Genomic DNA, 13,986 nt, shown 5'->3' with positions numbered 1-13,986 from the left:
GCGGGTCACTTTATTGCACGGAACCTGACCCTCGCCCCTTTGGGGAGAGGGTCAGGGTGAGGGGCGCTACTGCGCCGCCTGTTTCGCAGGTGCAACATCATCGTTTGCCGCAGGCTGATTCTCCGGTACGGTGTCGCATGGCTTCTCTTTCGGGCAGACCATGTCCAGCATCCTGAGCGTCACGCCGTTACTCCAGCCGAAACCGTCCTGCAACGGATACTCACCGCCGCCACCGCCGGTACCGGTCGAAGAGACATCGTATTTCTCAACCAGTTTCTTCTCGCGATCGTAGGTATGCTGAACGTTTTTCAGGAAACGCCAGGTCACGTCCATCGCCACTTTCTGCTGACCATAGTTCTGCAACCCTTCCACCGCTACCCACTGCAACGGCGCCCAGCCGTTCGGCGCATCCCACTGCTGCCCGCTGTTGATGGTGGTGGTAGAAATACCGCCCGGTTTCAGCAGGCGCGACGATGCGGCTGCGGCCACTTTATCGGCGCGATCCTGTGATGCGGCCTTCACATACAGCGGGAAGAGGGCCGCGGCAGTCAGCTGATTACGCACCTTCCTGGTTTTCAGATCGTAATCCGCATACCAGCCCTCTTTATCGTTCCACAGGTGGCTCTCCATGGCTTTCTGACGTGCGGAGGCCAGCGCGTCATATTTACTTGCGCTGGCGGTATCCCCGTCTTCCTGGCTGGCACGGGCCAGCAGTTTTTCCATCTTAAACATCAGCGCATTCAGATCCACCGGCACGATGCTGGTGGTGCGGATGGTATCCAGCTTCTGAGGATCGTCCATCCAGCGGGAGCTGAAATCCCAGCCCGAGGCCGCGGCAGAGCGCAGATCGCGATAGATCTCGGTGGCCGGACGGTTAGGGTTATTTTTGGCGGTGATGACGTCATCCAGCCACGACTCAGGGCGCGGCGTGTCCCGATCGTCCCAGTAGCGGTTGAGGATCGCGCCATCATCCAGCTTCACCACGCGTTTGTTCGCCTGACCAGGCTGGAGCCCATCAGCCCCCTCCATCCAGTAGGCATACTCTTTTTCCATCTGCGGACGGTATTTCTTTAACGCGTCGCTGTCATGCGTGGCCAGCAATTCCACCATCAGCGAGAAGAACGGCGGCTGAGAGCGGCTCAGGTAGTAGGTGCGGTTACCGTTAGGGATATGGCCCCAGGTATCAAGCTCGTAAGCGAAGTTGTCCACCATGTCGCCGATCTTATCCCAGTGGCCGCTCTCGGCCAGCCCCAGCATGGTGAAATAGCTGTCCCAGTAATAGACTTCGCGGAAGCGTCCTCCCGGCACGACATAGGGTTTTGGCAGAGGCAGGAGGGAGTCCCATTTGTTCGCTTTGTCGGTGGTGCGTGTCAGAACAGGCCACAGATCGTCTATGTGTTCGCGCAGGCTCTGGCCCTCAGGGGGAACATATTTCTCACCCTCCTTCGGCAGGATAAAGTTCATCTCCACGAAATGGCGCAGGTCAAAACCGGACTGGGTATGCTGCATCCGGTAATCCGCCAGGATCATTAGCGGGTCGCTTTTGGGAACGGCATCCGCGAAGGTTTTCTGATCCGGGAACAGTTTGGCGCTCTGTACGTCATTAAAGAGGGGGCCAAGAAGAATATCAGGTGAGCTTTGCTGGCTCGTTGGCTGGTCTTCAGCATAACCAAATGCGGTAACACCGAGTAGTGCGCCTGCCAACGCAAGGGGTAAAAAAGCGGGGCGTCGTGCGCGAGGTCTTATCATCGGTTCGTCTCCTGTCTTCACTGAGCAGCGTGACCGCTGTTGTCAATTACCTGAAAACCTTAGACGAATATCGTTAACTTCGCGTGTTGAATATCCCATTTTTCACATAACCAGATAATTCGGGTGCGCTTTCACAACACCGGGGGTGGATTACTTAATTTTTAACCACATCACGGAATGGCCGGGTAAGCTTCAAGCCACCCGGCTTAAGCCCTACAACCCTTTTTTATCCATAAGCACCGCCAGATCCACCAGACGGTTCGAGAAGCCCCATTCGTTGTCATACCACGACAGGATCTTCACCATATTCCCGCCAATCACCAGCGTTGAAAGCCCGTCGATGATGGATGAGCGCGGGTCGCCCTGATAATCACGGGAGACCAGCGGTTCATCGCTGTAGCCCAGGATGCCTTTCAGCGGCCCGCTGATGGCGGCCTGACGGAACGCGTCATTCACCTCTTCGGCGGTCACGTTGCGGCTCAGCGTCACCGTCAGATCGACAATCGACACCACCGGAACCGGTACGCGCAGGGAATATCAGGTGAGTTTACCGTCAAGTTCGGGGATCACTTTCCCGAGCGCTTTTGCCGCGCCGCTGGAATAAGGCACAATCGATAATGCTGCCGCGCGCGCGCCGCGCAGATCTTTTTCCGGCTGGTCATGCAGCGCCTGGCTGTTGGTGTAGGCATGCGTGGTGTTCATCAGCCCGTGTTCAATGCCAAACTGCTGGTGCAGCACCTGCGCCGCTGGCGCCAGACCATTAGTGGTGCAACTCCCGTTGCTGACCACAAAATGCTGGGCCGGATCGTACAGCGTGTGGTTCACGCCCATTACCACCGTCAGATCATCATTTTTAGCCGGGGCGGAAATAATGACGCGTTTTGCGCCGCCGCTCGTGATATGCACCGCTGCTTTTTCACGTTCGGTGAAGAAGCCGGTGGCTTCGATTACCACCTCAACGCCAGCGTCTTTCCACGCAATGTTTCCCGGGTCGCGTTCACTGAACACGGTGATGCGTTGCCCGTCAACCTGTAGCGCGCCGTCCGCCGCTTCAACGGGCACCGGCAGCGTGCCGAGCAGAGAGTCATATTTCAGCAGATGGGCGAGGGTTCTACTGTCCGTCAGATCGTTAATGGCCACAATCTGGAGATCCGGGTTGCCCAGCGCCGCGCGAAGAACATTACGTCCGATACGGCCGAAACCGTTAATACCGACCTTAACCATGATGCACTCCTTATCTGTGTTGTCTGGAGTGACTTTAGGCGTCAGGTCGGATGGCGTAAATGACAAAAAAGGATCAGATTACGCCATTCTGCGGCAGTGGAAGCGCTGGCGATATTCGCCCGGCGTGAGATGAAGCTGCTTTTCAAAAACGCGGCGAAGGTTGATGCTGGTCCCAAACCCGCTTTTTTCGGCAATGACCTCAAGCGGATACGAGGTCTGCTCCAGAAGCTGTCGTGCGGCGGCCAGGCGCGCTTCGGTGACATAACGGGCCGGAGGTACACCGACGTCACGCGTGAACACGCGGGTGAAATTGCGCGGACTCATGGCGACCCGTTCGGCCAGCCTTTCGACGCACAAATCTGCGGTGAGGTTTTGCAGGATCCAGCTTTGCAGTTCGCTAACCGGTCCGGTCGCGCCGGACTGCTCCAGTTTATAGCGGCTGAACTGTAGCTGGCCGCCAGGCCGACGCAGGTACATCACCATATCCTGCGCCACGTTGCGGGCGAGGGTGAAGCCGTAATCATCCTCCACCAGCGCCAGCGTCAGATCAAACCCGGAACTGACGCCGCCGGACGTCCAGACGGGGCCATCCTGAACATAGAGCGGGCCGCCCTCAACGTTGACCGCAGGATAGCGGGTTTTCAGGGTTTCCAGCAGCCGCCAGTGGGTCGTCGCCCGGCGCCCATCGAGCAGTCCTGCCTGTGCCAGCAGCAGGGCCCCGCCGCAGACAGAGGCGACGCGGCGCGCATGCGGCGCGGCCAGGTGCAGCCAGTCCACCACCGCGGTGCTTTCCTGTTCATTCATGCCACGACCGGTAATGATGATCGTATCCAGCGGCTCGCGCGGATCCAGCTCCGGCAGGCGATAGTCCGCCAGCAGGTTTAAGCCGGACTGGCCGTTGATCACCAGGTGAGGCTGGGTGGTGGCGATAATGATGCAGTAGCGGGGCTGCGCCAGGCCGTCCGGGTGCAGCCGGTTGGCCTGCATCAGAATGTCGGCGATACCGGCAGCCTCAAACAACATGCCACCGTCAGGTACGATAATCAGGATCTTCTTCATGTCCTGAAAAGTACCTTTATCACAAAATAAGTCAAGCGGCAGACAAACACCGTCGCAGAGACAAATGAGGCGTGCCGGGTGAAAGCCTGGAACGGCAGATGTTGGAAAGAAGTAAAAGAAATATGTAGTAACGGTAAAACTTTTTGCGTTAGGTTTACTGTTACTGCCGCTGAAACCCCCAGTTTATGGGCTGCAATGAAGTGTTCTGAACAATAAGAGAACAAAAAGATGTAGCCATGCTTAATTATTAAGGCTCAAAAAATAACCTCGGAGGATAATTTCGAGTAGGTTATTTCGGATCGCAAAATTAAATCCCTGCCATTTTCTTCACCGTCATTTGTTAATGCGGGACGCACGCACCCAATAAAAGTTATCTTCCAGATGCAACAATGAAAATATCCCAGATATATCCCACAGCGCACAGAAAAAATGAAATTCTAGTAATTATGGTAGTGGCGATAATAAGGGGTTACGTTAATGATAGTGGTTCTCTTTTGCCTTTTTAGCCATTAATTTTCATACAGTTACGCTAGAAATTCGTCTAAGAAAAAGACGATTTCAGCTAAGTGCGCATTTTTTATGAGATTAATCCTATAATGCATTGGGCGTATCATTAAACGCCATTAAGCAGGCAAGAAATATTGAATTGATGACAAGCTCATGTAAACTTGTCTACCGTTTGTCAAAATATGTCAGGAGCATGCTGGGCCCATTTCTGTTGGGTTCGTGCGGTAGCTATGCCCTAAAATAGTTACCTGCTGAAAATATCCCGACTATTTTAACAATAGCACCTAAGTCAAATTTTATCCCCCTCTCTTCATCCTCTAAATATCGCTACGGAAAAGCATATGAAACTGCGTGTATTGTTATCACTTCTGTTTGTTATGGCGGTGGCGGGCTGTAAGGCGCCGCAAAAACCAGCGATCACCGATGATACGATTGTGACCAGCCAGGTGAATGGCATCACGCTGACGCACCGTCACGCTGTTACCCCTCCGGCGGAGTTCACTCAAGTGAATGAACCGTATCGTGCCATGTACCCGGCATCCCTGATGAGCCGTCCTGACTACGGTGGAAAAGTGATCCGTACGCTTGAGACCGGCAAAACTTACGTCGTGCTGGGGCAGGTTGAACATTTCTGGATGGCGCTGGCCGATGAAGGGAGTGAACAGCTGATTGGTTATGTGCCGATGCGTGCCGTGATCAAGGCTGACCAGTACGAAGCCACCGTGCGTAAACAGGCACTGCGCCCGAAAGCGCGTAAGAAAACCACCTGTGTTGATGTCGATGGCAACAGCAAAGCCTGCAAAGACAGCGCGAACGGTACCTGGATCCTGAACTAAACGGGTTTCACGAGCATATTTTTATGAATAATAAAAATTTTCATCGGATGTGGTTCCCTTTTTTTGCGTTGATTTTCGCGCTGATCGGTGGTTGTACGTCGTCTTCACACAGCGACCCCTCCCGCTACAATCTTCAGTTTCAGGCTCATCCTCAAATCAATGATTCTGCGCCGCTTAAGGTCAGAGTGTTGCTGCTGAAATCCGATGCGGATTTCATGTCCAGTGACTTCTACTCCTTACAGAACAACGCGTCAGCCACGCTTGGCGCGAATCTGCTGAACAGCGATGTGTTCTTCCTGATGCCGGGCCAGCTTTCGAAAACCCTGAGCGGGCAAAGCTCACCGGAAGCGCGTTATATCGGCGTGATGGCGGAATACCAGTCGCTGGACGGCAAAAAATGGCGCGTCTCACTTCCTTTGCCTGTTCCCGGCGAAAACGCGATTTACCAGTTCTGGAAATGGTCCGCAGATGAACTCCAGGCCAGCGTCTTCCTTGACGTAAATGGTATCCGGGTCATCAGCCAGTAACGCCCTTCATAACAGGAAAGAGATCATCATGACGAAAGCAGAAAAGGTCGTCTGGACCGAGGGCATGTTCCTGCGTCCCCACCATTTTCAGCGGACAGAAAGTTACCTCCTCAACCACGTTCGTGAGTGGGGGGCCTTGCAGCGTTCGTATCTCTGGGGCTTTCTCGACCTTGAGCTGGATGAAGCGATGCTTCGCCAGGGCTGTATTGCCCTCAGCTACTGTAGCGGTTTGCTGCCTGACGGCACCTTTTTCCAGGTGCGCAGCGACCGCAACGGTCCGGCTCCGCTAAAAATCCCCGATAATCTCACCAATGAAAAGGTGGTGCTTGCGCTGCCGGTTCGTCGCGGTGGCCGTGAAGAGGTGATTTTCAGCGAGGAGCAGTCTTCTCTGGCGCGTTTTATTACCTTTGAACAAGAGGTGGAAGACGACAACGCGATGTCGGTCGGGGAGGCGACGGTTCAGTTTGGCCGCCTGCGTCTGACCCTGATGCTGGAGAAAGATCTGACGGCAGAATGGACCGCCATCGGCGTGGCGTACGTCGCTGAAAAGCGCAACGACAACCACGTGCGGCTGGATAACAGCTACATCCCGCCAATGCTGAACGCCAATAACAGCCCGCAGCTGTACGGCATGATCAATGACCTGCACGGCTTGCTGGTGCAGCGTAGCCAGCAGATCGGCGGCCGCCTGCGCCAGCCGGGGCGTTTCAATACGTCTGAGATGGTTGAGTTCACGCTTCTCTCGCTGATCAACCGCCACCTTGGCGATGTCTCACATTTAAAAACGCTGCCGCTGCTTCATCCGGAAGCGCTCTGGCGCAGCTGGCTGCCGTTTGCCACGGAGCTCGCCACCTGGACGCCGCAGCGTACCGCAGAGAGCATACTGCCGGTATACGACCATGACGATCTCGCCGTTTGCTTCAGCAAACTGATGCTGATGCTGCGTCAGGGACTGTCGCTGGTGATGGAAGATCATGCCATCCAGCTGCCGCTGCACGAACGCTCCCACGGTCTGAACATCGCCACCGTGCCGGAGACCAGCATGGTCCGCGAATTTGGCTTCGTGCTGGCGGTAAAAGCCAATGTCCCCGGCGAACACCTGCAAACCCATTTTCCTGCCCAGATGAAGGTTGCGCCAGTCTCGAAAATCCGCGATCTGGTTCAGCTTCAGCTGCCGGGCATCATGCTTCGGGCAATGCCCGTCGCGCCGCCGCAGATCCCGTGGCATGCAGGCTACAGCTATTTCGAACTCGAGAGGGGCAGCGAACTGTGGCACGAGATGGACAAGTCCGGGGCATTCGCGCTGCATCTCGCAGGGGAATTCCCGGGTCTCGATATGGAGTTCTGGGCCATCCGTAGCCCGACAGAATAATAAAGCGAGCGCTTAATATGCAGGAACGACAGGATACCGGCAGTGATGCCGTGTTTACCGGAGCCAGTGGGAACAATCAGCTGGTGGCGGCCGCCAATCCGCTGCTCAATGCGATTCCGCAAATCCGTCATTCGGTTTCCCACGACGATCAGGTCGGGCTGCGCCAGCGCCTGATTGACGAAATTCGCCGTTTCGAGGTGCGATGCCAGCAGGCGGGCTTACCGTATGAAGTGATTGTCGGCGCGCGCTACTGCCTCTGCACGGCGCTGGATGAAGCCGCCGCGCTGACTCCCTGGGGAAGCAGCGGCGTCTGGTCAAGCAATGGTCTGCTGGTGACGTTTCATAACGAAACCTGGGGCGGCGAGAAGTTTTTCCAGCTGCTGGCGCGTCTGTCGCAGAATCCGCGCGAACACATTCTGCTGCTGGAGATGATCAACTACTGTCTGCTGCTCGGCTTTGAAGGCCGCTACCGCGTGCTGGACAATGGCCGGACCCAGCTTGAAACCATCAAACAGCGCCTGTGGCAGATGATCCGTGGCGTGCGCGGCAGCTACCCGCCGCCGCTCTCGCCGCACCCGGAAGATCGCCCGGTTCTGCGCAAGCTCTGGCGGCCGATGATCCCACTCTGGGCGTGCGTGGCGCTGGTCGGCTTTATCGCCTGCCTGTTCTATATCGTGCTGAACTGGCGTCTGGGTGATAACACCAGCCCGGTACTGGCGAAAATTTACCAGTCCCAACTGCCGGAAACCACGATCCAGCAGCCTGCGCGTCAGCTGCCGGCAGTGCTGAACCTGCGCGGCTTCCTGAAACCGGAAATTGATGCCGGTCTGGTGGCCGTTAAGGATGAGGCGGATCGCAGCGTGGTGATCCTGAAAGGGGACGGACTCTTTGCCTCGGCCTCAACGGTGGTGCGCGATTGCTATGAGCCGGTCATCGACCGCATCGCCCAGGCGATGAATAACGTCAGCGGCAAAATTCTGGTGGTGGGGTACAGCGACAACGTGCCGATCCGCAGCGCACGCTTCGCCTCCAACTATGAACTCTCGCTTGAGCGCGCCCGTTCGGTGCAAAAACAGCTCCAGGGTAGCCTCTCGCAGCCTGAGCGCGTCAAAGCCGAAGGGCGGGGCGAGATCAACCCGGTAGCGCCTAACACGACGCCTGAAAATCGCGCCCGTAACCGCCGCGTGGAGATTACGCTGCTGGTGTCGCCTGACAATACCCAGGCCGAGCTGAACGGATTGCCGCAAGGAAACTAAGGATGCTGACTACTCTACTTTCTATACTGACCAATCGCATTCTGTGGAGCTTCCTGGGCGTAACGGCGCTCGCGGCGGTCATCTGGATGATTGGCCCGCTGTTGTCTATCGTGGATACCCGCCCGCTTGAATCAGAGCAGAACCGCGTCATCAGCATTGCGGTGGTCTACCTGATTTGGGCCCAGAGCCACATTCTGCCGCGGCTGTATAACGCCTGGCTGAACCGTAAGCTGATGGACAAGCTCAACGAAAATACCACCAGCCCGGAGGCGGCCGATCCGCAGAAACGTCTGAACAGCGAGGAGCAGATCCTTGCCGGGCGTTTCGATGAAGCCGCCCAGATGCTGAAAAAAGCCCACTTCAGCAAAGCGGGACATGGCGCACAGTGGACGCAGCGCTTCAGCACGCAATACCTCTATCAGCTGCCGTGGTACGTCATTATTGGCGCGCCAGGTTCCGGTAAAACCACCGCGCTGGCCAACTCCGGGCTGCAATTCCCGCTGGCGGATCGCTTCGGTAAAACCGCGCTGCGCGGCATTGGCGGCACGCGCAACTGTGACTGGTGGTTTACCAACGAGGCGGTTCTGCTGGATACCGCGGGGCGCTACACCACTCAGGAGAGCGAGCAGGTTCAGGACGCCGGGGAGTGGCTGGAATTTATCAACCTGCTGCGTAAATACCGTCGTCGCCAGCCCATCAACGGCGTGATTATTACTATCAGTATTTCCGACCTACTGTCGCAGTCCGCTGAGGCCTCCCGGCAGCAGGCGGTCAACCTGCGCCAGCGTCTCTCCGAGCTGCATGAACAGCTGGGTATTCGCTTCCCGGTTTATGTGATGGTGACCAAAGCGGACCTGCTTAAAGGCTTCCGCGCCTGGTTTGCGGATTACGACAAAGCCCAGCGCGACCAGATCTGGGGCTTTACGCTGCCGTGGGAGCAGACCAAACACGCCGATTACGATCTTATGGGCAACTTCCAGCAGGAATTTTCCCTGCTGCAACAGCGTCTGGATGCGGGCCTTCCGGAAACCATGCTCAAAGAGCATGACGCCAAAACCCGTGCGGAAGCCTATCTCTTCCCGCAGGAGTTCGCCGCGCTGCGTCCGCTGCTGGCAGACTACCTGAGCACGGTCTTTGCCCGCTCAAACTTCGAAACCGAATTTTCGCCGCGCGGCATCTACTTCGCCAGCGGCACCCAGGAAGGGATGCCGTTTGACCGCGTGATGGGCGAGCTGAACCGCGCGCTCTCCTTACCTGAAGGGGAGGAAAGCACGCGCTGGGATTCGGTGAGCAAAGAGGCGCCGATACCGGGCGCGAAGGGTCAAAGCTTCTTCATTAAGAACCTGCTGCAAAACGTGATTTTCCAGGAAGCGGGTATCGCCGGGGAAAACCGCTGGTGGGAGCTTCGCAACCGCGCCGTGATGTGGTCCGGCTACGCGGCGCTGCTGGCTCTGCTGGTGATCCTGGGTGGCCTGTGGCTGACCAGCTACGCTAAAAATAAAGCCTATCTGGAAGAAGTGGACGCAAAAGTGCCGATGCTGGAGCAGCAGAGCAAGGCGCTGCAAAACCAGCCCCAGCGCGATCTGTTTGCGCTTCTGCCGCTGCTTAACAGCCTGGTGGATCTGCCGAAAAGCGATGCCTTCGACGTTAACGACCCGCCGGTTTCCCGCCGCATGGGGCTTTATCGCGGGGATGACGTCAGCGATGCCTCGCAGTCTCTGTATCAGAAGGCGCTGGATCAGATGCTGCTGCCTGCCGTGGCGATGCACATTACCACCTGGCTGCGCAACGACAACGGCAGCGACGTGGAATACAGCTATGAGGCGCTGAAAGCCTATCAGATGCTCTACCAGCCGAAGCACTATGACGGCAAATTCCTGCACTCGTGGGTGATGCTCAACCTGCAACGCAACCTGCCGCAGAACGTGACGCAGGCGCAGCTTCAGGAGCTGGAATGGCACCTGACCCAGCTGCTGGAGCCAAAAATTCAGGCTTCACCGTATGCGCAGGATGAGGATCTGGTGGCCCGTGAAAGGGCGCTCATCAACCAGCAGCCGCTCTCCACCCGCGTATATGGCCGCCTGAAACGTCTGCTGGAGCATGATGAGAACCTGAAGCCGGTTTCGCTTTCAGATCTCGGCGGCCCGCAGAGCGAGCTGGTGTTTTCCCGTAAGAGCGGCAAGCCGGTGAGTGAAGGCGTACCGGGTCTGTATACACCGGACGGCTACTGGAAGAGCTTCAACGACCAGATCGACAGCGTGACCACCGCCCTGCACGAAGATGATGCCTGGGTGCTGGGAGCAACCGCTGCCCAGGAAGATAAACAGCAGATCGATAACGCCGTGCGCCAGCTCTACATGCGCGACTTTATCGTCAACTGGGATCGCTTTCTCGCGGACATACAGCTCAACAACAGCGCCGATCTTTCCCAGCGCATCAACACCGCGCGCCTGCTTTCAGGCACCAACTCGCCGCTGCGCCGTCTGGTACTTAACCTGAGCAAGGTGCTGACCCTGTCGCGCACTGCGCCTGCCCCGGAAGATGCGCAGAAAGCGGAAGACCAAAGCAACCGCGCCACTCGCACGCTGGAAGCGCTGTTCAGCAACGGTGACAATGCCCCGACGCAGGGCGCGGTTGTGACGCAGGCGCCTGAGCAACTGGTGACCGACCACTATGCGCCGATGATTGAGCTGGCGCAGCCGCTGGAGAAGGGCGGTAAGACCATCGTCTTTGATGATTTTCTCAAGCAGGTTGACGAGCTTTATCGCTACCTGACAGCCGTTCAGGATGCAGCAAACAGCGGTATGCCCGCGCCGGGCGGCGATGCCATCAGCCGCCTGCAAGCCAGCGCGGGCCGTCTGCCGGGCGGGCTGCAAACCATGTTCAGTAATATGGCCGTGGGCGCCAGCAGCGATACCCAGCGTCGCGATCTGGAGAACGTGCGTAAGCGCATCAACGTGGAAGTGGGCGGGTTCTGCCGTCAGGCGATTGCCGGGCGTTACCCGCTGGTGCGCAGCGCCAGCACCGAGGTGACGCCGGACGATCTCGCCCGCATGTTCGCGCCGGGCACCGGACTGATGGACACCTTTTTCCGCGACAACCTGACCAACAAGGTGGACACCACCCAGGCGAACTGGCGCTTTATGCCGGGCATTGACGGTAAAACGCTGCCGGGCAGTGAAGGGCTGCTGCGTCCGTTCCAGCAGGCGCAGTCTGTCCGCGATGCCTTTTTCGCCAACGGCGCGACCACGCCATCCTTTAAGGTGACGGTGCGCACCGTGCGGATGGACAACACCATTCTGAACCTGACGCTGGACGTGGACGGCCAGCTGCTGCGCTACAGCCACGGTCCGCAGGCGGTGCAGATCATGACCTGGCCGGGGCCGGGCGGGACGAACCAGGTGCGTATGCAGCTCGGTCTGGCCAATGGCAGCACCGCAACGCTGGTAACTAACGGTTCCTGGGCGCTCAACCGCTTTTTCGACAAGGCGCGCACCAGCCCTGGCGCGGGTAGCCTGAGCCGTTAGGCCACGTTCAACGTCGACGGACATCAGGTCACGCTGGAGTTTGCCCCGAACAGCATCCGCAATCCGTTCCAGCTTCCCCGTTTCTCATGCCCATAACCGCAAGGACAGCCGTATGACGAATACCCCTGCGATGAACCGATATAGCTGGTATGGCAAATTACCCAGCGCCGGAGATTTTTTGCAGCGTCGCTTTCCGGATACCCTGCAACGCCAGTGGTCGCACTGGTTCCAGGTCGGCCTGCTGGCCTGGCAACAGGAAGAGCAGCGCAGCGGCGAGCGCCCGTTTTCTAAAGCCCCGGTGTGGAACTTTGTCGTCCCGCCGATGCTCGGTAGCCAGATGATTCAGATGGGCTGCCTGCTGCCGGGCCGTGACAGCGTAGGCCGCCACTATCCGGTATGCCTGCAACTGAGTTTCACTCCCGCCGAGTGGTCATCCCGCCTGCTCGGGCAGGCTGAGAGCTGGTACCAGCAGCTTGGTCGTCTGGGGCTGCACGCGGTGCGTAACAGCTATTCTGCCTCCCAGCTGGATGAAATGCTGATGACCATCCCGGCGCCCCAGCCGGTTGAGCCGCAAAAGCGCTCCGACATTCTCGACGTGATTGGCTATGACGACGAGGGTCAGAGCACGCTGGGCTGGCCGCAGGCGGCGGAGTGTTTTGATCCGCTGCGCCAGACCAGCTACTGGTGGACAAACCGCTGCGACGGCTATCCGCTGTACACCCACGTCCACAGCGGAAACTTCACCGGGCAGCTCTTTACGCTGCTGTTCGATCCGGCAGGCGGCGCCCGTCCGGGCCGCCACGGTCTTTACCCGCCTATGTTTGAATAAGCAGGGATCTTATGAATATCGATGAATTTCTCGCGCCGATAAGCCCCGACAACCCCTGCGGTGAAAACCTGGAGTACGACGCTGATTTCCAGGCCATGGGGCAGGCCAGTCAGGGCAAAGCCGAGCAGCAGTTTGGCGACACCATCATTCCGGCAGAGCCTGCCGACTGGAACACGGTGGAAAAACTCGCCACCAGCCTACTGGGACGCACCAAAGATCTTCGCGTCATGCTGGCGTTAACCCATGCCTGGACACGTCGTCGCGGGCTGGCAGGTTACGCCGACGGGCTACTGCTGGTGCAGGAAGCCCTGTCCCGTTACTGGGAGCAGCTTTACCCGCTGCTGGAAGAGTATGGCGAAACCGATCCGTTCTACCGCATCAACGCCCTCGCCGGGCTGAGTGATAAATCTGACCTGACGGTCGCGGTACGTAACGCCTCACTGCTCCGCTCAAACGGCGATGAGATTTCGCTCCGTGACGCCCAGGCACTGCTTGACGGCAGTAAAACCGAGTGTCCGGACTATCCCGGCGGGCGCCCACGGCTGATCGATGAGCTGGCCCGGGGCGATCAGCCCGGCACCGAAGCGGTAATCGTGATCAACGAACGCCTGCTGGCCATCCGCGAACTGCTTACCGGCTATCTCGGGGAAAGTGGCGTACCGGAGATGGAACAGCTGCTGAAAACCGTCGGGCTGGTCGCCAGCGCGTGTCAGGTGACCGACATCAGTAAGCTGCTGCCGAACCGTGACGCGCAGGCTGAACAGCACGCTGAGCCGCAGCCTGCGGCAGCGCAGCCCGTTCAGCCGGTCACCGACTGGCGCAGCGTGCAGGTGACCAGCCGCGCCGACGCGCAGCTAATGCTGGAAAAAGCGAAACAGTACTTTGCGCAGTACGAACCCAGCCATCCCGCACCGCTGATGATTGAACGGGTGCAGCGGCTGTCTGAACTCAACTTTATGGACATTATTCGCGACCTGGCGCCAGACGGCGTTAACCAACTGGAAAACATCTTTGGACGCCGCGAATGACGCGTCCTGGCATTATGACGACAGGCATGGAGTCTGCCGTTTCACCTTCACCGCGCATCTTTGATGGAGAAC

The 13,986-nt window shown here is 57.9% G+C and carries 8 protein-coding genes and 2 pseudogenes; 7 read left to right on the top strand and 3 right to left on the bottom strand.

Going from position 1 to position 13,986, the window contains the following annotated elements:
• Positions 1 to 66 precede the first annotated feature (66 nt).
• The 3 genes and pseudogenes from ACOTYB_RS10925 to ACOTYB_RS10915 form a co-directional block, all read right to left on the bottom strand.
• Complete coding sequence (locus ACOTYB_RS10925; protein ID WP_217202391.1) at positions 67 to 1,749, bottom strand: alpha,alpha-trehalase; 1,683 nt, start codon at positions 1,747 to 1,749, stop codon at positions 67 to 69.
• 213 nt (positions 1,750 to 1,962) lie between these two features.
• Positions 1,963 to 2,973 (bottom strand): annotated as a pseudogene (gene gap, locus ACOTYB_RS10920) (type I glyceraldehyde-3-phosphate dehydrogenase).
• A gap of 78 nt (positions 2,974 to 3,051) precedes the next feature.
• Positions 3,052 to 4,032 carry a GlxA family transcriptional regulator gene (locus ACOTYB_RS10915; RefSeq protein WP_220153135.1) on the bottom strand — a complete coding sequence of 327 codons (981 nt, stop codon included), beginning with the start codon at positions 4,030 to 4,032 and terminating at the stop codon, positions 3,052 to 3,054.
• 848 nt (positions 4,033 to 4,880) lie between these two features.
• Here ACOTYB_RS10915 and ACOTYB_RS10910 point away from each other — a divergent pair.
• From ACOTYB_RS10910 to tssA, 7 genes and pseudogenes are all read left to right on the top strand, one after another.
• Complete coding sequence (locus tag ACOTYB_RS10910) at positions 4,881 to 5,375, top strand: hypothetical protein (RefSeq protein WP_006810964.1); 495 nt, start codon at positions 4,881 to 4,883, stop codon at positions 5,373 to 5,375.
• 23 nt (positions 5,376 to 5,398) lie between these two features.
• Positions 5,399 to 5,902 (top strand): type VI secretion system lipoprotein TssJ, encoded by a 504-nt coding sequence (gene tssJ, locus ACOTYB_RS10905; protein ID WP_220153134.1) that lies wholly within the window; start codon positions 5,399 to 5,401, stop codon positions 5,900 to 5,902.
• 28 nt (positions 5,903 to 5,930) lie between these two features.
• Positions 5,931 to 7,274 (top strand): type VI secretion system baseplate subunit TssK, encoded by a 1,344-nt coding sequence (tssK, locus tag ACOTYB_RS10900; protein ID WP_022651416.1) that lies wholly within the window; start codon positions 5,931 to 5,933, stop codon positions 7,272 to 7,274.
• Positions 7,275 to 7,291: 17 nt separating this feature from the next.
• A complete protein-coding gene (locus ACOTYB_RS10895; protein WP_421765810.1) occupies positions 7,292 to 8,530 on the top strand; it encodes a DotU family type VI secretion system protein in 1,239 nt (412 codons plus the stop codon).
• A gap of 2 nt (positions 8,531 to 8,532) precedes the next feature.
• Positions 8,533 to 12,153 (top strand): annotated as a pseudogene (gene tssM, locus ACOTYB_RS10890) (type VI secretion system membrane subunit TssM).
• A 16-nt stretch (positions 12,154 to 12,169) separates the two neighbouring features.
• Positions 12,170 to 12,886 carry a type VI secretion system-associated protein TagF gene (tagF, locus tag ACOTYB_RS10885; RefSeq protein WP_006810959.1) on the top strand — a complete coding sequence of 239 codons (717 nt, stop codon included), beginning with the start codon at positions 12,170 to 12,172 and terminating at the stop codon, positions 12,884 to 12,886.
• A gap of 11 nt (positions 12,887 to 12,897) precedes the next feature.
• The gene (gene tssA / locus ACOTYB_RS10880) at positions 12,898 to 13,914 is read left to right on the top strand and encodes a type VI secretion system protein TssA (RefSeq protein ID WP_003859964.1); all 1,017 of its coding nucleotides are present in this window, start codon (positions 12,898 to 12,900) and stop codon (positions 13,912 to 13,914) included.
• The last annotated feature ends 72 nt before the right edge of the window (positions 13,915 to 13,986 follow it).

The sequence above is a fragment of the Enterobacter cloacae complex sp. IR5450 genome, from assembly GCF_049238665.1.
GTDB classification, from domain to species: Bacteria; Pseudomonadota; Gammaproteobacteria; order Enterobacterales; family Enterobacteriaceae; genus Enterobacter; species Enterobacter hormaechei_C.
This window is presented reverse-complemented; position numbering and strand designations above follow the sequence as displayed.

Bases quoted from the DNA above. Each gene is read 5' to 3' on its own strand.
- ACOTYB_RS10925 (WP_217202391.1), bottom strand. From the start codon at position 1,749: ATGATAAGACCTCGCGCACGACGCCCCGCTTTTTTACCCCTTGCGTTG.
- ACOTYB_RS10915 (WP_220153135.1), bottom strand. From the start codon at position 4,032: ATGAAGAAGATCCTGATTATCGTACCTGACGGTGGCATGTTGTTTGAG.
- tssJ (WP_220153134.1), top strand. From the start codon at position 5,399: ATGAATAATAAAAATTTTCATCGGATGTGGTTCCCTTTTTTTGCGTTG.
- ACOTYB_RS10895 (WP_421765810.1), top strand. From the start codon at position 7,292: ATGCAGGAACGACAGGATACCGGCAGTGATGCCGTGTTTACCGGAGCC.
- ACOTYB_RS10910 (WP_006810964.1), top strand. From the start codon at position 4,881: ATGAAACTGCGTGTATTGTTATCACTTCTGTTTGTTATGGCGGTGGCG.
- tagF (WP_006810959.1), top strand. From the start codon at position 12,170: ATGACGAATACCCCTGCGATGAACCGATATAGCTGGTATGGCAAATTA.
- tssA (WP_003859964.1), top strand. From the start codon at position 12,898: ATGAATATCGATGAATTTCTCGCGCCGATAAGCCCCGACAACCCCTGC.
- tssK (WP_022651416.1), top strand. From the start codon at position 5,931: ATGACGAAAGCAGAAAAGGTCGTCTGGACCGAGGGCATGTTCCTGCGT.